The 21566-nt window shown below is 59.9% G+C and carries 18 protein-coding genes; 3 read left to right on the forward strand and 15 right to left on the reverse strand.

The window, feature by feature from the left end; all coding sequences use genetic code 11:
- From rpoD to rpsU, 3 genes are all read right to left on the reverse strand, one after another.
- Complete coding sequence (rpoD, locus tag ACKUG4_RS20410) at nt 1–1848, reverse strand: RNA polymerase sigma factor RpoD (RefSeq protein WP_039768067.1); 1848 nt, start codon at nt 1846–1848, stop codon at nt 1–3.
- 67 nt (nt 1849–1915) lie between these two features.
- Nucleotides 1916–3883: a DNA primase gene (gene dnaG / locus ACKUG4_RS20415; RefSeq protein WP_085612938.1), complete on the reverse strand. Its 1968-nt coding sequence runs from the start codon at nt 3881–3883 to the stop codon at nt 1916–1918.
- A gap of 480 nt (nt 3884–4363) precedes the next feature.
- The gene (gene rpsU, locus ACKUG4_RS20420; protein ID WP_002551877.1) at nt 4364–4579 is read right to left on the reverse strand and encodes a 30S ribosomal protein S21; all 216 of its coding nucleotides are present in this window, start codon (nt 4577–4579) and stop codon (nt 4364–4366) included.
- 199 nt (nt 4580–4778) lie between these two features.
- Between rpsU and tsaD the strand changes: the two genes are divergently transcribed.
- Nucleotides 4779–5804: a tRNA (adenosine(37)-N6)-threonylcarbamoyltransferase complex transferase subunit TsaD gene (tsaD, locus tag ACKUG4_RS20425; RefSeq protein WP_221398211.1), complete on the forward strand. Its 1026-nt coding sequence runs from the start codon at nt 4779–4781 to the stop codon at nt 5802–5804.
- Between the two features lie 23 nt (nt 5805–5827).
- Here the strand turns inward: tsaD and plsY are convergent, their stop codons facing one another.
- Nucleotides 5828–6397 carry a glycerol-3-phosphate 1-O-acyltransferase PlsY gene (plsY, locus tag ACKUG4_RS20430; protein WP_064599851.1) on the reverse strand — a complete coding sequence of 190 codons (570 nt, stop codon included), beginning with the start codon at nt 6395–6397 and terminating at the stop codon, nt 5828–5830.
- Between the two features lie 74 nt (nt 6398–6471).
- Here plsY and folB point away from each other — a divergent pair, with 74 nt between their 5' ends.
- A complete protein-coding gene (folB, locus tag ACKUG4_RS20435; protein WP_085612937.1) occupies nt 6472–6828 on the forward strand; it encodes a dihydroneopterin aldolase in 357 nt (118 codons plus the stop codon).
- Entirely contained in the window at nt 6819–7337 is a 519-nt protein-coding gene (gene folK, locus ACKUG4_RS20440; RefSeq protein WP_085612936.1) for a 2-amino-4-hydroxy-6-hydroxymethyldihydropteridine diphosphokinase, read from the forward strand. Before folB ends, folK begins: the two co-directional genes overlap by 10 nt.
- Nucleotides 7338–7376: 39 nt before the next feature.
- Here the strand turns inward: folK and ACKUG4_RS20445 are convergent, their stop codons facing one another.
- From ACKUG4_RS20445 to ACKUG4_RS20495, 11 genes are all read right to left on the reverse strand, one after another.
- Nucleotides 7377–8606, reverse strand: coding sequence for a multifunctional CCA addition/repair protein (locus tag ACKUG4_RS20445; protein WP_085612935.1), 1230 nt, complete (start codon nt 8604–8606; stop codon nt 7377–7379).
- A 63-nt stretch (nt 8607–8669) separates the two neighbouring features.
- Nucleotides 8670–10232 (reverse strand): SpoVR family protein, encoded by a 1563-nt coding sequence (locus tag ACKUG4_RS20450; protein WP_064599843.1) that lies wholly within the window; start codon nt 10230–10232, stop codon nt 8670–8672.
- A complete protein-coding gene (locus tag ACKUG4_RS20455) occupies nt 10229–11500 on the reverse strand; it encodes a YeaH/YhbH family protein (RefSeq protein WP_064599841.1) in 1272 nt (423 codons plus the stop codon). Before ACKUG4_RS20455 ends, ACKUG4_RS20450 begins: the two co-directional genes overlap by 4 nt.
- A 119-nt stretch (nt 11501–11619) precedes the next feature.
- A complete protein-coding gene (locus ACKUG4_RS20460) occupies nt 11620–13542 on the reverse strand; it encodes a PrkA family serine protein kinase (protein ID WP_064599839.1) in 1923 nt (640 codons plus the stop codon).
- A gap of 297 nt (nt 13543–13839) precedes the next feature.
- Nucleotides 13840–14169 carry a thiosulfate sulfurtransferase GlpE gene (gene glpE / locus ACKUG4_RS20465; protein WP_445434707.1) on the reverse strand — a complete coding sequence of 110 codons (330 nt, stop codon included), beginning with the start codon at nt 14167–14169 and terminating at the stop codon, nt 13840–13842.
- A 33-nt stretch (nt 14170–14202) separates the two neighbouring features.
- Complete coding sequence (locus ACKUG4_RS20470; RefSeq protein ID WP_064599837.1) at nt 14203–15084, reverse strand: symmetrical bis(5'-nucleosyl)-tetraphosphatase; 882 nt, start codon at nt 15082–15084, stop codon at nt 14203–14205.
- Entirely contained in the window at nt 15084–15464 is a 381-nt protein-coding gene (gene apaG / locus ACKUG4_RS20475) for a Co2+/Mg2+ efflux facilitator ApaG/CorD (RefSeq protein ID WP_039768081.1), read from the reverse strand. Before apaG ends, ACKUG4_RS20470 begins: the two co-directional genes overlap by 1 nt.
- Nucleotides 15465–15578: 114 nt before the next feature.
- The gene (rsmA, locus tag ACKUG4_RS20480; protein ID WP_064599835.1) at nt 15579–16397 is read right to left on the reverse strand and encodes a 16S rRNA (adenine(1518)-N(6)/adenine(1519)-N(6))-dimethyltransferase RsmA; all 819 of its coding nucleotides are present in this window, start codon (nt 16395–16397) and stop codon (nt 15579–15581) included.
- Entirely contained in the window at nt 16394–17383 is a 990-nt protein-coding gene (gene pdxA, locus ACKUG4_RS20485) for a 4-hydroxythreonine-4-phosphate dehydrogenase PdxA (protein WP_064599833.1), read from the reverse strand. Before pdxA ends, rsmA begins: the two co-directional genes overlap by 4 nt.
- Entirely contained in the window at nt 17380–18696 is a 1317-nt protein-coding gene (gene surA / locus ACKUG4_RS20490; RefSeq protein WP_156669361.1) for a peptidylprolyl isomerase SurA, read from the reverse strand. The genes pdxA and surA overlap by 4 nt, the downstream gene beginning before the upstream one ends.
- On the reverse strand, nt 18677–21451 hold the full coding sequence (locus tag ACKUG4_RS20495; protein WP_236187430.1) for an LPS-assembly protein LptD: 2775 nt from the start codon (nt 21449–21451) through the stop codon (nt 18677–18679). Before ACKUG4_RS20495 ends, surA begins: the two co-directional genes overlap by 20 nt.
- Nucleotides 21452–21566 lie beyond the last annotated feature (115 nt).

Here is a 21566-nt window from a genome sequence, read left to right on the forward strand (position 1 = left end):
TCACTCGTCGAGGAAGGAGCGCAGATGCTCGCTTCGCGTCGGGTGGCGCAGCTTGCGCAGCGCCTTGGCTTCGATCTGACGGATCCGCTCGCGGGTCACGTCAAACTGTTTGCCGACTTCTTCGAGCGTATGGTCGGTGTTCATGTCGATACCGAAACGCATGCGCAGTACCTTGGCTTCACGGGCAGTAAGGCCGGACAGCACTTCGCGGGTCGCTTCTTTCAGGCTCTCAACAGTGGCGACATCGATTGGCGACTGCATGGTCGAGTCTTCGATGAAGTCACCCAGATGGGAGTCTTCGTCATCACCGATCGGGGTTTCCATGGAGATCGGCTCTTTGGCGATCTTCAATACCTTGCGGATCTTGTCCTCAGGCATTTCCATGCGTTCACCCAGCTCTTCCGGGGTCGGTTCGCGACCCATTTCCTGCAGCATCTGGCGGGAAATGCGGTTGAGCTTGTTGATCGTCTCGATCATGTGCACCGGAATACGGATGGTGCGGGCCTGGTCGGCGATCGAGCGAGTGATCGCCTGACGGATCCACCAGGTGGCATAAGTCGAGAACTTGTAACCACGACGGTATTCGAACTTGTCCACCGCTTTCATCAGACCGATGTTGCCTTCCTGGATCAGATCGAGGAATTGCAGGCCACGGTTGGTGTACTTCTTGGCGATGGAGATCACCAGACGCAAGTTTGCTTCAACCATTTCTTTCTTCGCGCGGCGGGCTTTTGCCTCACCGATCGACATGCGACGGTTGATGTCCTTGATCTCGGCGATGGTCAAACCGGTCTCGGTTTCCAGCGCGGTCAGCTTCTGCTGGCAACGGATGATGTCCGGTTGCACGCGAGCAATGGCTTCGGCGTACTTGCTCTTGCCTTTGGCCAGGGCGTCGGACCAGCTTTCGTCGACTTCGTTGCCCGGGAACTGGCGCAGGAAGTCGGCGCGAGGCATACGTGCATCACGTACGCAGAGTTGCATGATCGCGCGCTCTTGCTGACGCAGACGATCCAGGGCACTGCGAACACGCTCGACCAGGGCTTCGAATTGCTTCGGCACCAGTTTGATCGGCATGAACAGCTCGGCCAGGGCCAACAGTTCGGCAATTGCCGCCTTGTTGTGACGACCGTGCTTTTTCAGGGCCTTGCGGGTGATTTCCATCTGATCGGCGACAGCACCGAAGCGCTGTGCGGCAATGACCGGATCCGGACCGCTTTCGGCTTCTTCTTCGTCATCGGAAGCTTCGGCGTCGTCATCGTCGTCGGATTCTTCGGCTTTCGCCGCTTTCGCGTCGATCGGCGGCGGCACTTCGGCGGCAGGCGGCGCAATGCCGTCGTCCGGGTCGATGTAACCGCTCAGAACGTCGGACAGGCGACCGCCCTCGGTAGTGACGCGAGTGTACTCGGAGAGAATATGGTCAACCGTGCCAGGGAAGTGCGCGATGGCGCTCATCACTTCACGGATGCCTTCCTCGATGCGTTTGGCGATTTCGATTTCGCCTTCACGAGTCAGAAGCTCGACCGTACCCATTTCACGCATGTACATGCGCACCGGGTCGGTGGTGCGACCGATATCGGTCTCCACCGCCGCCAACGCAGCGGCTGCTTCTTCCGCAGCGGCCTCGTCGGTATCGGCGTCGGCCAGCATAAGGGCGTCCGCATCCGGAGCACTCTCGTGTACGGGGATCCCCATGTCGTTAATCATGCGGATGATGTCTTCCACCTGCTCCGGATCTGAAATATCCTCGGGCAGGTGGTCGTTGACCTCGGCGTAAGTCAGATACTTCTGCTCACGACCCAGTTTGATCAACTCAATAATACGAGACTGCTGTTGCGCTTTTCCGGACATAACACCCTATCCACTGAAGGTCTTGGCGGGCAAAAAACAAGCCGAGGATTATACCTGAGCTATGACCTCACGCGCCAGTTGAGGTCGGGTTTGATGCGGAAACATTGCGACTTAAAAGGTCGCGCAGTTGATTTTTCTCTTCGGCGCTCAGTTCGCTTTGACGCGCTTTCCTGAGCAGTTGTTCCAGATTTCGCTCGCGTTGGCGGGCTGACAAGCTAGTAATGGTGTCGAAAAACTGTTGTTCAAGGTTGTCTCCGTCAATCAGCCATTCCTTTTCCGCCAGCGCCTTTAGCAAGCGGCCCTGTTCGGTTCCGTGCCATCGCGCGATCAACTGAAATGAGTTTAGCTTGGGATTCTTCTGTACGGCTTCGAGCAGTGCCACCAGCAGTTGTGCGTTGGTCTGGGTCTCGTCCGCGAAGTGCCCGGCGTCCTCGACTTTCTCCGCCAGTTGCGGGTGATGCAGCAAGGTTCTCAGGGCGGCCAGGGTCGGTGGTTCGACGGCGGCCGGCACGCGTGGGGCACGGGGCTGGTCGCGATCGCCGCCACGCTTGCCATTCTTGTCCCACGGTTTCTTGTCCCATTTCTTGCCGCCGGCACCGGGTTTCTTCGGCGTCCATTCCTGCTGCGGCACATACATGTCCTGTGCCTGCGGCTGATGGTAGTCGCTGTAGTCCGGCATGGCGTCATAGTCGATGCCCGGGTCGTAGGCCGGCGGTGCTTCCTGCGGCGCGCTCTGGGCCAGTTGGCTGACGCTTTCACTGCTCAGGCCGGTGATCTCGCTCAGGCGCTGACGCATCAGGATGCGCAGGTTGGCGCCAGGGACCTTGTCGATCAGCGGTGCTGCGAGCGTGGCCATGTGGGCCTTGCCCTCCAGCGAGCGCGGGTCGGCTTCTTCGGTCAGTTGCTGGAAGAAGTAGTCCGCCAGCGGCTGTGCGTGCTGATTGATCCGGGCGCGGAAGGCGTCAGTGCCCTCGGCGCGAATCAACGTATCCGGGTCTTCGCCTTCAGGCAGAAACAGAAAGCGTGCACGGCGCCCGTCCTGCAGGCAGGGCAGTGTGGCTTCCAGTGCGCGCCAGGCGGCATTGCGGCCAGCCTGGTCGCCGTCAAAGCAAAACAGTACGTTCGGCACGACGCGAAACAGGCGCTTGAGGTGTTCTTCGCTGGTGGCGGTGCCGAGTGTCGCGACGGCATTGCGCAGGCCTTGCTGGGCCAGGGCGATGACGTCCATATAGCCCTCGACGACGATGATTTCGTCGAGGTTGCGATTGTTCTTGCGTGCTTCGTAGAGGCCGTAGAGTTCCTGGCCTTTATGGAACACGGGGGTTTCCGGCGAGTTCAGGTATTTCGGCTTGTCGTCACCGAGCACTCGTCCACCGAAAGCGATGATCCGTCCACGGGTGTCGCGGATCGGGAACATCACGCGATCACGAAAGCGGTCGTAGCGTTTGCCGGTTTCGGCGTTTTCGATCAGCAGGCCGGCATCGATCATGGCTTTCTGCTGCAAGGTGTCGCTGCTCAAGTGTTTGAACAGGTTGTCCCAACCCGGTGGGGCGAATCCGAGGCCGAAGTCCCGGGCGATTTCGCCGGTCAGGCCGCGCCCCTTGAGGTAATCCACTGCCGCCTTGCGTGCCGGATGGCTCTTGAGCGCCTGTCGATAAAAGTCGGCGGCGGCGGTGAGCAGTGGATAAAGTGGCGAGTCGGTCGGCTGGCGCGGTTTGTTCGTGCGACCGCCTTCTTCCCGTGGGACTTCCATGCCGGCGGCTTTGGCGAGGTCTTCGACGGCCTGGGGGAAGTCCAGGTTATCGTGATCCATCAGAAAACCGAGGGCGTTGCCGCCGGCACCGCAGCCGAAACAGTAATAGAACTGTTTGTCGGGGCTGACGCTGAACGACGGGGTTTTCTCTTTATGGAACGGGCAGCAGGCGGTGTAGTTTTTGCCGGCCTTCTTCAATTGCACGCGCGAGCTGACCACGTCGACGATGTCGGTGCGGTTCAGAAGGTCGTCAATGAAGCTCTGGGGAATCAGCCCGGCCATGGCGTTCTCGTCTGCGCTGTAATGGATCCGATGCGAAAGGCGGCCAGACGCGGGTCAATAAGTGATGCGCGCACGTGGGGCGGCTCGACCGGTGTCGTTTGCGTAATCGCTGTCGGGAAGTGTATCTGCCGAAAATCCACTGACGTTAGTAATCATCAGTCTTCGACTATTCGAAAATGTTGCGCTGAATCCGCTGACGGCTGGTAATCGGCCTCGGATAGCTCATGAAGCGGGCACGCAAGCAGGTGCCTTGGGCTGATCGTCGAAAGAGGAATCAGTGGGTGTGCTCGTCAGTAGCCTTGAAAGGCTCGTCAGAAAAGACGTGCACCGCTGGCAAAAGAGCCAGGCCTGACGCGGTGAAGCGGGTTTGTCTCGGTCGCATCTGCGGCTTCGACGGTGAAGCATCAAGCGTTTTACGCAAATGCCATTAGCCCGGCTGAGGGCCGGGCTTGGCAGAAGCTTGCTACGATCGTCTGTGTATTAGTACAGACGAACGGCGCGGCGCTGTTCGCGCTGAACTTTCTTGGCGTGACGCTTAACAGCAGCAGCTGCCTTGCGCTTACGCTCAGAAGTTGGCTTCTCGTAAAATTCGCGGCTACGAACTTCAGCCAGTACACCGGCTTTTTCGCAGGAGCGCTTGAAACGACGCAGAGCTACGTCGAAGGGTTCGTTCTCTTTAACTTTGACGGCTGGCATCCAGAGCTACCTTCATTCATTACCGGGGTCAACATCCTCGCGGCAAAAGAGCACTTGAAGACGTCGGTTTTTAAGGGTTGCGGATGTTAACCCCTCATCGCTCGGAATGCAAAGCCTCTGATCGAAAACCGCTGGTCGGGGCATCACGCGGCGACTATTATGCGCGCCTTCGAATTCAGCCTAAACAAGGCGCAAACCCATGCTAGTACTGGGATTAGAAACTTCCTGCGACGAAACCGGCGTCGCTTTGTACGACAGTGAGCGCGGCCTGCTGGCCGACGCGCTGTTCAGCCAGATCGACCTGCACCGCGTCTATGGCGGCGTGGTGCCGGAGCTCGCCTCGCGCGATCATGTCAAGCGCATGCTGCCCCTGATTCGTCAGGTGCTGGCCGAGGCTGACTGCGTACCGACCGAGATCGACGCCATCGCCTACACCGCGGGTCCCGGCCTGGTCGGGGCGCTGCTGGTGGGGGCTTCCTGCGCCCAGGCGCTGGCGTTTGCCTGGGGCATCCCGGCGCTCGGTGTGCACCACATGGAAGGCCACTTGCTGGCGCCGATGCTGGAGCCAAAACCGCCGGAGTTCCCGTTCGTCGCTTTGTTGGTGTCCGGTGGTCATACGCAGCTGGTTCAGGTCGATGGCATCGGCCAATACAGCCTCCTTGGTGAAACGCTGGACGATGCGGCGGGCGAAGCTTTCGACAAGACTGCCAAAATGATGGGCCTCAATTATCCGGGCGGACCGGAAATCGCCAAGCTCGCAGAGAAGGGCGTCACAGGACGTTTCACCTTCCCGCGTCCGATGTGTGATCGCCCGGGCCTGGATTTCAGCTTCAGCGGCCTGAAGACCTTCGCTCTCAACACCTGGCAGCAATGCGTCAGCGCCGGGGACGACAGCGAGCAAGCCCGTTGCGACATCGCGCTGGCGTTCCAGCAGGCCGTGGTGGAGACTTTGACCATCAAGTGCAAACGGGCCCTGAAGCAGGCCGGCATGAAGCGTCTGGTGATCGCCGGCGGCGTCAGTGCCAACAAGGCCCTGCGTGTGTCGCTGGAGAAAATGCTCGGCGACATGAAGGGCGATGTGTTTTATGCCCGTCCCGAGTTTTGCACCGATAACGGCGCGATGATCGCGTTTGCCGGCTGCCAGCGTTTGCAGGCCGGTCAGCAGGAAAGCCTGGCGATCAGCGTGCAGGCGCGCTGGCCAATGGAGCAACTGTCGGCGCTGTAATGAGCGGCGCTCACGTGCGGTATTTAAAAATGCCGTTCGCGCCCGGCGAACAGGTCGCGTAGATTGCCCCGGTGGCGCCAGACGATCAGCAGTGTCAGCGTGCTCATCGGCAACAACGCTGCCGGTTCCTGCCACGCCAGCAGTGGCAGAGTCAGGGGTGTGGCGATCAGCGCCGCCAGCGAACTGGTGCGGGTCAGATAGAACGTCAGCAGCCAGGCGCATACGGCCAACAGCGCGGCGGGTGGATAAAGGCCCAGCAACATGCCGGCCGCTGTAGCGACGCCCTTGCCGCCGCGAAAACGGAAGTACAACGGGAACAGGTGACCGATCACGGCGCAGACGCCGATCCACGCCTGATCCTGCAGCGAAAGGCCTACAGCCGAAGCGATCAGCACCGGCAGCAGGCCTTTGCACAGATCACCCAGCAGGGTCAGGATCGCGAGTTTGCGTCCGGCCAGGCGCAGCATGTTGGTGGCGCCGGCATTACCCGAGCCACTCATTCGCGGATCCGGATTTCCGGTCAGGCGGCTGAGCAAAATGGCGAAGGACAGAGAGCCGAGCAGGTAGGCGAGGATCGCCAGTAACCAAAACATGCTAACTATTCCGGGCGAGGACGCCCTGATTCTAACGGCGCATTGCGCCCTTGTCGTGCAGCGGAGAGAAGTGCTTGGACAGAGTGTTTATCGAGGGCCTGGAAGTCGACACCGTGATCGGTGCCTACGACTGGGAGCGCGGCATCCGACAGTGCCTGCGTCTTGATCTGAGCTTCGCCTGGGACAATCGGCCGGCCGCCGCCGGTGACGACCTGACCCTGGCGCTCGATTACGCCAGTGTGTCCACGCGGATCCAGGCCTTTGCCGAGCAATCCCAGTATCAACTGGTCGAGACTTTCGCCGAACGTCTGGTTGAAGCGCTGATGAGTGAATTCAAGATCACCTGGGTGCGCCTGAAGCTGACCAAGCCAGGTGCCGTACCGGCCGCCAAGGGTGGCGTGGGTGTGGAGATCGAGCGCGGATGTCGCTGACCCAGGTCTATCTCGGGCTCGGTAGCAATATCGAGCGCGAAACCCATTTGCAGGCCGGTCTGGATGCCTTGTCCACGTTTCTGGTGGATATCCGCTGTTCGCCTGTGTTCGAAAGCCAGCCGGTGGGGATCAAGAGCGGGCCGTTCTTCAACTTCGTGGTGTCGGCTTTTACGGATCTGCCGTTGATCGAACTGGATCGCCGCTTGAAATTCATTGAAGCGGACAATGGCCGTTATGCGCCGGATCGCAAGGGCTTGCCGCTGGATATCGACGTGCTGCTGTACGGCGATCTGGCGGGCAACTTCGATGGACTGGTCCTGCCTCGGGCGGAAATCCTGAAAAATGCCTTTGTGCTGTGGCCGCTGTCTTTGATTGCGCCGGATCGGGTGCATCCTGGTGTGGGAAAAAGCTTTGCGACATTGTGGGCCGAGGCGCAGATCGATCAGGTGCTTGCACCGGTCGGATTTGAGTGGCGCGGTACTCAGCTCACGCCTTCGGGCATGCGTTGAACTGCCTGATCCGTCCTCGCAAGGGCGGATCACCTGATTTCAGAACGCGGCCGACTCCTTGTAAGCCTTTAGCGCCTTGAGCCGTTCGCGCTTGAGTGCCTCGCCCAGTTCCGGGCCCTTGAATCCCTTCTCCAGCAACGGCTGTACCGCCACGCTGCGCGCCACATTGGCCGCACCGCGCAGGTAATCGGCCTGTGGATAACTGCGCTGCTCAAGCCCTTTGCGGCCTCGGGCGTCCATCTCGCACGCGGCGATAAATTCTTCGAAACGCTGTGGTCGACGGTAAATGTCAAAGCTTTGCAGCAACTCAAGCAAAGTCGACGCTTTCAACTCCAGGGCGCGATGCCCGTGGGTGTGATATTGGCCGACCAGCAAGGCCAACTCCTGACAGTCCTTCGGTGCCTTGAAGCGTTCGTTGACCGCTTTGATCAATGTCAGGCCTTTGTGCTCATGGGCGATATGTCGTGGCCATTCCGCCTCTGGCGTCAGGCCTTTGCCGAGGTCGTGCAGCAGGCAGGCCCAGCGCACGGTCAGCGGTTGCTTGTGCAGGGCCGATTGCTCGAGCACGCTCAGGGTGTGAATGCCGCTGTCAATCTCCGGGTGATGGGCTTCCGGCTGTGGTACGCCGAACAAGGCGTCGACTTCTGGCATCAGCACCTTCAAGGCGCCGCAATCGCGCAGTACCTGAATGAATACCTGGGGCTGATCTTCCATCAGTGCGCGGGAAATCTCTTTCCAGCTGCGTTCGGCGGTAAGGGCTTCCAGTTCGCCCGATTCGCTGAGCTGACGCATCAGCTCCAGGGTCTCGGGCGCCACCTTGAAGCCGAGTTCGGCATAACGGGCGGCAAAGCGCGCAACACGCAGGACCCTGAGCGGATCTTCGGCAAACGCGGGGGAAACGTGGCGCAGGATCCGCTCTTCAAGATCACGCTGACCGTGGTAGGGATCGGTCAGGTTTTGCTGATCGTCTTCGGCCATGGCGTTGATCGTAAGGTCACGGCGGATCAGGTCTTCTTCAAGCGTGACCTCCGGGCTGGCGTGAAAGGTGAAGCCACCATAACCGCGACCGCTCTTGCGCTCGGTGCGGGCAAGGGCGTACTCCTCGCCGCTTTTCGGGTGAAGAAACACCGGGAAATCCGCGCCGACCGGGCGAAATCCCTTGGCAAGCATTTCTTCCGTGGTCGCGCCGACCACCACCCAATCGATATCGGTGACCGGTTTGCCCAGCAGGCGATCACGTACCGCACCGCCGACCTTGTAAATCTGCATAAAAAACCTCCGTTGGCCCGACAGGATAACCCTTGCGCCGGACTTTCGGAGGCCTGAACGGGATCAAAGATGAATGACGGCCAGGTCGAGTCGACCGTAGTCCCCCTCGCTGTGCTCGCTGCGGGGCGGAACATGATGGGTCTTCATGATCTGGTCGCCCTGCAGGGTCTCCAGGTGAATGTCAAAGCCCCACAGTCGGTGCAGGTGTTTGAGGACCTCTTCGGTGGAATCGCCCAGCGGTTTGCGGTCGTGTTGCTGGTGGCGCAGGGTCAGCGAGCGGTCGCCGCGGCGATCGATGCTGTAGATCTGCACGTTCGGCTCGCGGTTACCCAGGTTGTATTGCGCGGCGAGCGTTTCGCGAATGATCCGGTAACCACCCTCGTCATGGATCGCCGGTACCAGCAGATCGTCCTTCTGGTCGTCATCGAGGATGCTAAACAGCTTCAGGTCGCGGATCACCTTGGGGGACAGGTACTGCAGGATGAAACTCTCATCCTTGAAGCTGCTCATGGCGAACTTGATGGTCGATAACCAATCGCTGCCGGCGATGTCCGGGAACCAGCGACGGTCTTCTTCCGTAGGTTCTTCGCACATGCGCCGGATGTCTCGATACATCGCAAAGCCCAGGGCATAGGGGTTGATGCCGTTGTAATACGGGCTGTCGAACCCCGGCTGGAACACCACGCTGGTGTGGGACGTCAGGAACTCCATCATGAAGCCGTCGGTCACCAGGCCTTCGTCGTACAGGTCGTTCATCAGCGTGTAGTGCCAGAACGTCGCCCAGCCTTCGTTCATCACCTGGGTCTGGCGCTGTGGATAGAAATACTGGGCGATCTTGCGCACGATCCGCACGATCTCGCGCTGCCAGGGTTCCAGCAGCGGGGCGTGTTTCTCGATGAAATACAGAATGTTTTCCTGCGGTTCGGCCGGGAAGCGTGCGTTGTCCTTGTCGCTGTATTTGTCCGCGCCTTTGGGGATGGTGCGCCACAGGTCGTTGATCTGTTTCTGCAAGTGCTCCTCGCGATCCTTCTGCCGGCGCCGCTCTTCCTCGGCGGAAATCGGATACGGACGCTTGTAGCGGTCGACGCCGTAGTTCATCAGGGCATGGCAGGAGTCGAGCAGATCCTCCACGGCATCGATGCCGTGGCGCTCTTCGCACTGCATGATGTACTGCTTGGCGAACACCAGGTAATCGATGATCGAACTGGCGTCGGTCCAGGTGCGGAACAGATAGTTGCCCTTGAAGAAGCTGTTGTGGCCGTAGCAGGCATGCGCAACCACCAGCGCCTGCATGCAGATGGTGTTTTCTTCCATCAGGTAGGCGATGCACGGGTCCGAGTTGATCACGATCTCGTACGCCAGCCCCATTTGCCCGCGACTGTAGGATTTTTCGGTGCTGAGGAAGTGCTTGCCGTAGGACCAATGGTGATAGCCCAGCGGCATGCCGACCGACGCATAGGCGTCCATCATCTGTTCGGCGGTGATCACTTCGATCTGGTTGGGATAGGTATCCAGGGCATAGCGGGCCGCGATACGGGCGATTTCACGGTCGTACGTCTGGATCAGCTCGAATGTCCATTCCGAGCCGGTGGAAATGGGTTGGCGCTTCTGCTCTTTGGCGGTCATGTCACTAACCTGCGCTGGAAGAGTTCACGGAAGACCGGATAGATATCCCCGGCCGAGACCAGTTGTTGCTGGGCAAAAGTGTCGGAAAAGGCTTCGGCGATGCGCTCGTATTCGTACCACAAGGCCTGATGTTCGCGCGGGGTGATCTCCACGTAAGTGTAGTACTGCACGAATGGCATGATCTGGTTGATCAGGATGTCGCGGCAGATCGGCGAGTCGTCGTTCCAGTTGTCGCCGTCGGAAGCCTGGGCGGCGTAAATGTTCCACTCGTTGCTCGGGTAGCGCTCGGCCATGATCTCCTGCATCAGCTTGAGTGCACTGGAGACGATGGTGCCGCCGGTCTCGCGGGAATAGAAAAACTCTTCTTCGTCCACTTCCCGGGCGCTGGTGTGGTGGCGGATGAACACCACGTCGATCTTGTCGTAGTTCCGCTTGAGGAACAGGTACAACAGGATGAAGAAGCGTTTGGCGATGTCCTTGGTCGCCTGGGTCATGGAGCCGGAAACGTCCATCAGGCAGAACATCACGGCTTTGGAGCTGGGATTGGGTTGCTTGACCAGCAGGTTGTATTTCAGATCGAAGGTATCGAGAAACGGCACGCGATGGATACGCGCACTGAGTCGCTCGATTTCTGCTTCAAGATCCTGGATATCGCCGAAGTTGTCCGGCTCTTCCCGTTTCAGCCGAGCCAACTCCTCTTTGGCTTCCCGCAATTTGGCGCGGCTGCTGCCCGACAACGCAATGCGCCGTGCATGAGCCGAACGCAGGGTACGGATGATGTTGATCCGCGACGGGTTGCCCTCGTTGCTGATCCCCGCACGTACCGTCTTGAAGGTGTCGGTGCCGGTCAGGTTGCGCTTGACGAGGTTGGGCAGTTCGAGGTCCTCGAACATGAATTCGAGGAATTCTTCCTGGGTGATCTGGAAGACGAACTCGTCCATGCCTTCGCCGGAGTTGCCGGCCTTGCCTGGCCCACGGCCACCTCCGCCTCCCGGCGGACGGGCAATATGTTCGCCGGCGGTGAATTCCTTGTTGCCGGGATGGACCACGGTCTGCTTGCCGCCGCGACCATGGTGAAGCACCGGCTCGTCGATATCGCGACCGGGAATGCTGATCTGCTCACCGTGCTCCATATCGGTAATGGAACGCCGGCTGACCGCCTCTTCGACAGCCTTCTTGATGTGGTCACGGTAACGCCGCAGGAAGCGCTGACGGTTCACCGTGCTCTTGTTCTTGCCATTGAGACGTCGGTCGATCACATAGCTCATAGGAGGCCCTCCGGGCAGCTTCAAGTAGTGAGCTGCGAGCCGCAAGTGCAGGCATATGCCCTGGCATCAGGCTCATGCGCTTTTTACTTGCAGCTCGAAGCTTGTAGCTTGCAGCTGCTTTACTGCGATTTCCGGACCCGCAGATACCACTCGGAGAGCAGTCGTACCTGTTTGTCGGTGTAGCCGCGTTCGACCATTCGTGTAACGAAGTCGTTATGTTTCTGTTGATCCTCTTTGCTGGCCTTGGCATTGAAGCTGATGACTGGCAGCAGGTCCTCGGTGTTCGAGAACATTTTCTTCTCGATGACCACCCGCAGTTTTTCGTAGCTGAGCCAGGTCGGGTTCTTGCCGTTGTTGTTGGCCCTGGCGCGCAACACGAAGTTGACGATCTCGTTGCGGAAATCCTTCGGATTGCTGATGCCGGCCGGTTTTTCGATCTTTTCCAGCTCCTCGTTGAGGGCGACGCGGTTGAGGATCTCCCCGGTTTCCGGATCGCGGTATTCCTGATCCTGAATCCAGAAGTCCGCATACAGCACGTAGCGGTCGAAGATGTTCTGGCCGTACTCGCTGTAAGACTCGAGGTAGGCGGTCTGGATCTCCTTGCCGATGAATTCGATATAACGCGGTGCCAGGTACTCTTTCAGGTAGCGCAGATAGCGTTCGCGGGTTTCTGCCTGGAACTGTTCCTGTTCGATCTGCTGTTCCAGCACATAGAGCAGGTGTACCGGGTTGGCGGCGATTTCGTGCGGGTCGAAGTTGAAGACCTTGGACAGGATCTTGAACGCGAACCGGGTCGACAGACCGTTCATGCCCTCGTCGACGCCCGCTGCATCGCGGTACTCCTGGATCGACTTGGCCTTCGGATCGGTGTCCTTGAGGTTTTCGCCGTCATACACGCGCATCTTGGAGTAGATGTTGGAGTTTTCCGGCTCCTTCAGGCGTGACAGCACGGTGAACTGCGCCAGCATCTTCAATGTGTCCGGCGCGCAATGGGCCTTGGACAGGGAGCTGTTGAACAGCAGCTTGTCGTAGATCTTCACTTCGTCACTGACCCGCAGGCAGTACGGCACCTTGACGATGTAGATCCGGTCGATGAACGCTTCGTTGTTCTTGTTGTTGCGGAAGGTGTGCCACTCCGACTCGTTGGAGTGGGCCAACAGGATCCCGGTGAACGGAATTGCGCCCAGGCCTTCGGTACTGTTGTAGTTGCCTTCCTGGGTGGCGGTCAGCAACGGGTGCAGCACCTTGATCGGTGCCTTGAACATCTCGACGAATTCCATCAGGCCCTGGTTGGCCCGGCACAGCGCACCTGAGTAGCTGTAGGCGTCGGCGTCGTTCTGCGGAAACTCTTCGAGTTTGCGGATATCGACCTTGCCCACCAGTGCGGAGATGTCCTGGTTGTTTTCGTCACCCGGTTCGGTCTTGGCCACGGCGATCTGGTTGAGGATCGACGGGTACAGCTTGACCACGCGGAACTGGCTGATGTCGCCGCCGAATTCGGCCAGGCGCTTGGTGGCCCATGGCGACATGATGGTGTTCAGGTAACGCCGTGGAATGCCGAAGTCTTCCTCGAGGATCGCGCCATCTTCGGTGGCGTTGAACAGGCCCAGAGGCGATTCGAATACCGGCGAGCCCTTGATGGCATAGAAGGGCACTTTTTCCATCAGTTGTTTCAGCTTCTCGGCCAGGGACGATTTACCACCGCCGACGGGGCCGAGCAGGTAAAGGATCTGTTTCTTCTCTTCCAGGCCCTGGGCCGCATGCCGGAAATACGACACGATCTGGTCGATGCATTCTTCCATCCCGTGGAAGTCTTCAAAGGCCGGATAGCGGCGGATCACCTTGTTGGAAAAGATTCGTGACAGCCTCGAGTTGGTCGAGGTGTCGAGCAGTTCCGGTTCGCCGATGGCCATTAACAGACGCTCGGCGGCGGAAACGTAGGCACTGCGATCCTTTTTGCACAGTTCCAGGTACTCCTGCAGGGAGAATTCTTCCTGGCGTGTGGACTCGAAGCGTTGTTGGAAGTGGCTAAAGATACTCATGACGTCACCTCGCTCGATACGTGGAGCCGACGCCGGATCACTCAGTCGATGCTGGCAAGCAGCCGCTGTGGCAGCTGATTGTTTACCCCCCAGAACACTTTCGCGGTCGACAACCTTGAAAGTCACTCCCGATGACCCGTGCGCCGGTGTACCGGCTCTCCCCTGTTTTGGATGGCCTGGGCTTAAGGATAGTTGGGAATTCGGGAGGTAAAGGCGAGATACGTAATTAGTTGTGGCAAGACCGTTCGTCTGCCGGCGCAGGCCCACGGGAGCCGGGGCCTGCGCGTTACAAAAAAATTATTCGGAGGTGCCTTGCGCGGTTTCCGAAGGAAAAGTCGTACGCCACAGTTCGAAGCCGCCGTCCATGCTGTAGACGTCGGAGAAGCCCTGGCTCAGGAGGTACGCCGCAGCACCCTGGCTCGAGTTGCCGTGATAGCAGACCACGACGGTCGGAGCATCGAGGTCGGCGCCCTGGATGAACGCATGCAGGGAATGATTATCCAGATGCTTCGAGCCGCTGATGTGCAGGGCGGCGAAGGTCGCCGGGTCGCGAACGTCGACCACGACTGCACCTTGCTCGCGCAGGGCCTGGGCCTGCTCCGGGGGAATACGTTTGAATTCGCTCATGGCGGGTTCCTGTTGCTCGGCTGATAGCGCAGTCTAACGCGGGACGCTGACTGGCGAAGTTTCGGGGATAAGTGGTGCGACGGTTGGGGCAATGCCTCCATGCTCATCGCATTTGCATGACAGGCGTTCGCCGCTGTCGACGTTCATCAGGGTCAGACTGCCGCCCCAGACACAACCGGTGTCCAGTGCGCAGATGCCTGGCTCATGGACATTGCCTTCCAGCGCCGCCCAGTGACCGAAGATGATCCGCAGACCTTTGGTCTTGCGCTCCTTGTGCTGGAACCAGGGCTTATACCCCGGTGGCGCGGTGTCGAGGCCTTCCTTGCTCTTGAGGTCAAGCTTGCCTTCGGCGGTGCAGAAGCGCATGCGCGTGAAATAGTTGGTGATGACTCGCAGGCGGGTGACGCCTTTGAGATCGTTGTCCCACTTCGCCGGTTCGTTGCCGTACATGCCGTCGAGGTAGGCGGGAAACAGATTGTCGTCGCGCAGGGCGGTTTCGACTTCGGCGGCGCACTTCAGAGCGCGCCGCAGCGACCATTGCGGCGGGATGCCGGCGTGGGCCATGGCGACATCACGCACTTCGTCGTAGTGCATCAGCTTTTGCTGACGCAACCACTCCATCAGCACCGGGCCGTCGGGGGCTTCGATAATCTCTCGCAGGGTGTCGGACTTTTTCAGGCGCTCGATCTTTTTAGCGGCCGCCAGCAGGTGCAGGTCGTGATTGCCCAGCACGCAAACCAGCGATTCACGCATGCCATATAGAAAACGCAGGGTTTCCAGCGATTGCGGGCCACGGTTGACCAGGTCGCCGACCAGCCACAGCCGATCGATCGCCGGATCGAACGCAACCTGCTTGAGCAGGCATTTCAGCGGTTCGAGGCAGCCTTGCAGGTCCCCCACGGCATACGTCGCCATCAGTGCAGGGCTCCGGGGACGGCGAGGCGGAAGGGCTTGATGATTGCGTCGAAATGTTTGCCGTCGCTGGCAACCATTTCGTAAGTGCCTTGCATGGTGCCGACCTTGGTAGTCATGACCGTGCCGCTGCTGTAGGTGTGGCTTTTGCCTGAGTCGATCAGTGGTTGCTGGCCAACGACACCGGCGCCGCGGACTTCTTCGACATGGCCGTCGCCGTCAGTGATCACCCAGTGACGCGACATCAGGCGTGCGGGCTGCTCGCCATTATTCTGTACGGTGATGGTGTAGGCGAAGGCGAAGCGGTCGTGCTCGGGTTGCGATTGGTCTGCCAGATAGTGGGTAACGACGCTGACATCGACCTGATAACGAGGATCGGACATGCAAAAGGGCCTTAAACGAAGCGGAACGCGAGGCGTAGCTGATGGGGAATCAGTCTAGGCAAGTATCGGGCAGTAAACCAGAGTGGCGTCCTGCCCGATAGCGTTCATCGGCTGTCAGTCGGCGGCGGGGGTTGCCGGGACCTGTACCGCGAGCTGGTCGGCCAGACGTACGAATGCCGCCAGATCCAGTTGCTCGGGACGCAGACTGCCATCAACGCCGGCGGCTTCGATTTCAGCGTTGCTGAGCAGTTGTTTGAGGGTGTTGCGCAGGGTTTTGCGGCGCTGGTTGAAAGCTTCGCGAACCACGCGTTCGAGCAGGCGATGGTCCTTGGCCGGGTGTGGCAGAACCGCGTGTGGCACCAGGCGAACGATGGCCGAGTCGACTTTCGGTGGCGGGTTGAATGCGCCCGGCCCCACGTTGAACAGATGTTCTACGCGGCAATGGTACTGAACCATGATCGACAACCGACCCCAGTCACCACCACCCGGACCTGCGGCCAGACGCTCGACCACTTCTTTCTGCAGCATGAAGTGCATGTCGCGAATGATGCCGGCGTTGTTCAGCAGGTGGAAAATCAGCGGCGTGGAGATGTTGTACGGCAGGTTGCCGACCACGCGCAGGCTGTTCGGCGCAGCGTTCAGGCTGTTGAAGTCGAACTTCAGCGCATCGCCCTGATGCAGGTTGAAATTGCTCTTGCCGGCGAACTGCTGGTTGAGGATCGGGATCAGGTCCTTGTCCAGCTCCACCACGTCCAGCTGTGCGCCGGAGTTGAGGATGCCGGCGGTCAATGCGCCCTGGCCCGGCCCGATCTCCAGCATGCGGTCGCCGGCCTTGGCACTGATGGAGCGCAGGATGCGGTCGATGACGCCGGCATCGTGCAGGAAGTTCTGGCCAAAGCGTTTGCGCGCCTTGTGTTGGTATTGCTCGGTCATAAACGGGTCTCGGCCATCTGGTAGGCGGTTTCCAGGGCGACTTGCAGGCTGCCGGTGTCGATCCTGCCGCTGCCGGCCAGATCCAGGGCGGTGCCGTGGTCGACCGATGTGCGGATGATCGGCAGGCCCAGGGTCACGTTGACCGCAGCGCCGAAGCCTTTGTATTTCAGCACGGGCAGGCCCTGGTCGTGGTACATCGCCAGCACCGCGTCGCAGTGCTCCAGATATTTGGGGGTAAACAGAGTGTCGGCAGGCAGCGGGCCACGAAGGTCCATGCCCTCGCCGCGCAGGCGCTCCAATGTGGGTTCGATGATGTCGATTTCTTCATGGCCCAGGTGTCCGCCTTCACCGGCGTGCGGATTGAGCCCGCAGACCAGGATGCGCGGTTGGGCGATGCCGAATTTTTGTTGCAGGTCGGCGTGCAGAATCCGCGTGACCCGTTCCAGCCGCTCCGGTGTGATCGCATCGGCGATGTCGCGCAAGGGCAGGTGAGTGGTGACCAGCGCCACGCGCAAACCGCGGGTGGCGAGCATCATTACCACTTGGGCGGTGTGGGTCAGGTCGGCGAGAAATTCGGTGTGACCGGAAAACGCGATGCCCGATTCGTTGATCACGCCCTTGTGAACCGGAGCGGTGATCATCCCGGCGAAGTCGCCGCTCATGCAGCCATTGCCGGCGCGGGTCAGGGTTTCGAGGACGAATGCGGCGTTGGCCTTGTCCAGTTGCCCGGCGACCACCGGGGCGCTGAGCGGGGTGTCCCAGACGTACAGGCTGTTGGCGGGCGCCGGAGCGTCCGGCCAATTGCCCGGTGCGACTTCCAGCAGACTGACGGCCAGCCTCAGCTGCGCGGCCCGCTCTTGGAGCAGGTCGCGGCTGGTGATGGCAATCAGGGGGTGTGGCTGGGCTTGCGAGGCGAGCAGCAGGCACAGGTCGGGACCGATGCCGGCCGGTTCGCCGGGTGTCAGCGCGAAACGCTTGGGTTTCACTGCGCTGCCTGGTCTGCACCAGGGAGTTTGATCTCTACGTACGCTTCGTCACGGATCTGACGCAGCCAGGTTTGCAGCTCTTCGTCGTATTTACGGTTACGCAGTACGGTCATTGCTTGCTGCTCACGGGCCTGTTCGGTGCTGTCGGTGGCGCGACGGCCAAGGACTTCCAGAACGTGCCAGCCGTACTGGGTCTGGAACGGCTTGGACAGCTGACCCTGCGGGGACTTGGCCATCACGGCGCGGAATTCCGGTACCAGTGCGTTCGGGTCGATCCAGTTCAGGTCGCCGCCGTTGAGGGCAGAGCCCGGGTCTTCCGAATACTTCTTGGCCAGTTCGGCGAAATCTTCACCGGCTTCGATGCGGTTGTAGAGCGACTGAGCCAGTTCCTTGGTCTTGGCTTCGTCGCGAACCGGACTCGGCTTGACCAGGATGTGGCGCACATGCACTTCGTCGCGCATCTGGCTCTCGCCACCACGCTTTTCCAGCAGCTTCAGGATGATGAAACCACCTGGGGTGCGTGCCGGTTGAGTGATGTCGCCAGCCGTCATGCTGCTCAGTTCACGGTCGAACGGCGGTGGCAGTTGAGCGGCTTTACGCCAGCCCATATCGCCGCCTTCCAGGGCGTTGTCACTGGCGGAGTTGGCCACGGCCATCTGGCCGAAGTCGGCACCTTGTTTGAGCTGCTGGTAAACGTCCATTGCCTTGCGAGCAGCACTCTGAATCGCTTCGGAATTGGCGCTTTCCGGGGTCGGAATCAGGATGTTGGCCAGATGCAGCTCTTCGGACAGTTGCATCTTGCCCAGATCGGAGGCGAGGAAGTTCTTCACTTCCTGTTCCGAGACCTGAATGCGTTCGGCCACACGACGCTGGCGTACACGGCTGATGATCATTTCACGACGGATCTGCTCGCGAGCGTCCTCATAGGACAGGCCATCGCGGGACAGGGCGATGCGGAACTGCTCCGGGGTCATGTTGTTGCGCTGGGCAATGGTGCCGACCGCCTGGTTCAGCTCTTCATCGGTGATGCGGATACCGGAACGTTCGCCGATCTGCAATTGCAGGTTTTCGACGATCAGGCGCTCGAGCACCTGTTGATCCAGTACGCCCGGAGGCGGCAAGCCGCCGCCGCGCTTGGCGATGGTTTGCTGAACTTCGTGGACGCGTTGATCCAGCTGGCTCTGCATGACCACGTCGTTGTCGACGATGGCCACCACTTTATCGATGGACTGCACCGCGGCGTTGGCCGCGGTACCCAGGAACAGCGCGCCCAGCATCAGCGGGCGCAGACAATCAGAAAGCTTGGTCTTCACGTTGACGATAACCTTGGATGCCTTTGTCGAGGAAGCTCTCTACCTTGGCGCCGGTGAGGCCGCCGAGTCCCTTCAGAACAATTTGGAGGAAGACGCCGTGGTCGCCTTTTTCGTTTTGCGGAGCTTCCTGACTGAATTCGTCGTAGGAAACCCAGTAACGGTTGATCAGGCGCAGTTTCCAGCAGCAGTTGTCGTACTCGAAACCACCGAAGGCTTCCAGTGTACGGTTGCGGTTGTAGTCGTACTGCCAGCGGCTGATCGCGCTCCACTGTGGAACGATCGGCCAGATGACCGAGAAGTCATGCTGCTGGATCTTGTAGTAGTCCTTCACGTAGCCAGGCTGGCCCGGGGTGCCGTAGTCTCCACCACCCACCGACCATTTACCGGTGTTCTGGTCGTAACGGACCTGGTCGTTGCGATAGCGATAGCCGACGTTGACCACCTTGTTCGGGTTGTCTTCCGGCTGGTAGTGGAACATGGCGCTACCGGAACGCGGGCTGCGGCTGTCCGGATCCCAGTTGTAGTCGGCCGTGGTGCGCCAGTCGCGGTTCCAGCGGTATTCGTATTCCAGTGCGTAAGGCGAAACATCGGACTTGGCATCATCCCGATCGTTGAACGCAATACCCGGGAGCTGAACCTTGCGGTCCTTGAAGTACAGAGCCTGGCCAACGCTGATGCGTTGACGCTCGAATCCGTCGTCTTCGATCCAGCGATTGGTCACGCCCAGCGACAGTTTGTTCTCGTCGCCGACACGGTCGGAGCCGGAGAAGCGGTTGTCGCGGAACAGCGATGCATAGTTGAAGGTGTATTCGCTGGTGTCGAAGACTGGAATGTCCGACTGGTCTTTCTCGGGGACATAGAGATAGAAAAGGCGCGGTTCCAGTGTCTGACGGTAGTTCTTGCCGAACCATTGAGTATTGCGGTCGAAGTACAGGCCGCTGTCGATACTGGCGATCGGCACACCACGGTTTTGGCTGCTGCTGAATTTTTCGCCGGCCAGCAGGGTGTTTTTGCCTTGCTGATCCAGATCAAGCTGGTACTGGGTGTATTGGTACTTGAGCGACGGCTTCAAGAACCCGTAAGTCCAGTTCATAGGCAGGCTGACACCTGGCTTCAGGTTCAGGCGGTCACCGTTGGCACGGGCCAGTCCGGCCACGTTGCTATCCAGACGTGGCGAGACAGTGCCGTCTTCGTTTACAAAGTCGCCGTTTTTCAGGTCGCGATCAAACCGCACGATCTCGGTTTCGTAATCGAATTTCAGACCTTCCGGGTGATACGGCAGCTGGCCATTGAAGGTGATCTGCGGCAGACGGTCATACGGTGTGATGTTCGATACGGTTGCCAGTTGGTACGCCTGGGCGTTCAAGCGGGCGGTGTAGCTATCGCCACGATAAGTGACCGAGCCCTGCTGGTTCACGTAGTCGGCACTTTTCACGCCGATCTGGTCGGTCTGCAGATCCTGGAAGTAATAAGGATCGCTGATCTTGGTGTAGTCCACCTGGGTGAACACACGGGAGTCGAGACCACCCTTGTGTTGCCAGTTGTACATGTAGCGGGTTTTTTCGTAGTCGGTCTGGCCCTTGCGCTCGTCGTCCTCGTCGTTGAGGTACGCCGCACCGAACTGGCCTTCGCTCGACTTGGTCAGGTAACGGAACTCGCCTTCCACCAGCATGCCACGCTTGCTCATGTAGCGCGGATACAACGTGGCATCGTAGTTCGGTGCCAGGTTGAAGTAGTACGGGGTGACCAGCATGAAGCCGGTATCGCTGCCGGAACCGATGGTCGGCGGCAGGAAGCCCGACTGACGACGATCGTCGATCGGGAAGTAGATGTACGGCGTGTACAGGACCGGAATGTCCTTGACCCGCAGCGTCACGTTGGTCGCGGTACCGAAGCCGGTGGCAGGGTTCAGGGTGATGTTGTTGCCCTTGAGCTGCCAGGCGTTGCTGTTCGGTTCGCACGTGGTGTACGTGCCGTCCTTCAGACGGATGATCGCGTTTTCGGCACGCTTGGCGTACAGCGCGTTACCGCGAATGCGCGACTTGTGCATCACGTATTCGGCGTTGTCGACCTTGGCTTCACCGGTGTCGAGCTGCACGTCGGCGTGGTCGCCGACGATCAGCGCGCCGTTGTCGCGAATGCGCACGTTGCCCGCCAGTTCGCCACGGCTTTCGGCCTGATACAGGTTGGCCTCGTCGGCTTCGACCTGCATGCTTCCCTGACGCATGACCACGTCACCGGCCAGACTCGCGACTTGCGAATCCTGCTGATAACGCGATGCCTTGGCGCCGATGAAGGTCGGGGCGTCACTTTTATTCGTCTTGTCATTCATGCCAGGACGAATCGGTTCGATATAGGAACCAGAGCAGTAAGGACCGGTCTCGGCCAGTTGGGCGGCGGTGAGCTTCTCGCGCGGAACCCAGTCGAGGTGACTGTAGTCTTCGCTACGGGATTTCAGGCCGCGGCCCTTGGACTCGGTAACCAGTACCGGCTTGGGCCCGGACTCCGCAGTGGAGCCGCTCTGGGCCGGGGCTTCGCCAGCGGCGCTGACGGCACTGCCGTCATGCACGGGACGCGGCGGCAAGGCAGCGGCCGGCGTCTTCGGCGAGCAGGCCCAGCCACCCGTTGCCGAGACGGCGCAGTCATACTGCTCGGCGGCAACAACGAATGAACTGGCCAGAGGTTGCATAGCCAGCAGACTGCCGGTTACCAACAACGGAAATTTTTTACGAAACGCGGGGGATTTCAATGCCATCTTATTAGTCCGGGCTTCCTGCGTGCCATCTGCCCGCGGTGTGGGCCGCACGCCTCTCGATGGTCTGAAAAAGATGCTGGATAATAAAGCATGACCCGCTTGACGGCTAGCGCCG

Source organism: Candidatus Pseudomonas auctus (assembly GCF_048654275.1).
In the GTDB taxonomy this organism is placed as follows: Bacteria; Pseudomonadota; Gammaproteobacteria; order Pseudomonadales; family Pseudomonadaceae; genus Aquipseudomonas; species Aquipseudomonas pharyngis.

Coding starts and splice junctions, on each gene's coding strand:
- rpoD (WP_039768067.1), bottom strand. CDS start 1,848: ATGTCCGGAAAAGCGCAACAGCAGTCTCGTATTATTGAGTTGATCAAA.
- dnaG (WP_085612938.1), bottom strand. CDS start 3,883: ATGGCCGGGCTGATTCCCCAGAGCTTCATTGACGACCTTCTGAACCGC.
- rpsU (WP_002551877.1), bottom strand. CDS start 4,579: ATGCCAGCCGTCAAAGTTAAAGAGAACGAACCCTTCGACGTAGCTCTG.
- tsaD (WP_221398211.1), top strand. CDS start 4,779: ATGCTAGTACTGGGATTAGAAACTTCCTGCGACGAAACCGGCGTCGCT.
- plsY (WP_064599851.1), bottom strand. CDS start 6,397: ATGTTTTGGTTACTGGCGATCCTCGCCTACCTGCTCGGCTCTCTGTCC.
- folK (WP_085612936.1), top strand. CDS start 6,819: ATGTCGCTGACCCAGGTCTATCTCGGGCTCGGTAGCAATATCGAGCGC.
- ACKUG4_RS20445 (WP_085612935.1), bottom strand. CDS start 8,606: ATGCAGATTTACAAGGTCGGCGGTGCGGTACGTGATCGCCTGCTGGGC.
- ACKUG4_RS20450 (WP_064599843.1), bottom strand. CDS start 10,232: ATGACCGCCAAAGAGCAGAAGCGCCAACCCATTTCCACCGGCTCGGAA.
- ACKUG4_RS20455 (WP_064599841.1), bottom strand. CDS start 11,500: ATGAGCTATGTGATCGACCGACGTCTCAATGGCAAGAACAAGAGCACG.
- ACKUG4_RS20460 (WP_064599839.1), bottom strand. CDS start 13,542: ATGAGTATCTTTAGCCACTTCCAACAACGCTTCGAGTCCACACGCCAG.
- glpE (WP_445434707.1), bottom strand. CDS start 14,169: ATGAGCGAATTCAAACGTATTCCCCCGGAGCAGGCCCAGGCCCTGCGC.
- ACKUG4_RS20470 (WP_064599837.1), bottom strand. CDS start 15,084: ATGGCGACGTATGCCGTGGGGGACCTGCAAGGCTGCCTCGAACCGCTG.
- apaG (WP_039768081.1), bottom strand. CDS start 15,464: ATGTCCGATCCTCGTTATCAGGTCGATGTCAGCGTCGTTACCCACTAT.
- rsmA (WP_064599835.1), bottom strand. CDS start 16,397: ATGACCGAGCAATACCAACACAAGGCGCGCAAACGCTTTGGCCAGAAC.
- ACKUG4_RS20495 (WP_236187430.1), bottom strand. CDS start 21,451: ATGGCATTGAAATCCCCCGCGTTTCGTAAAAAATTTCCGTTGTTGGTA.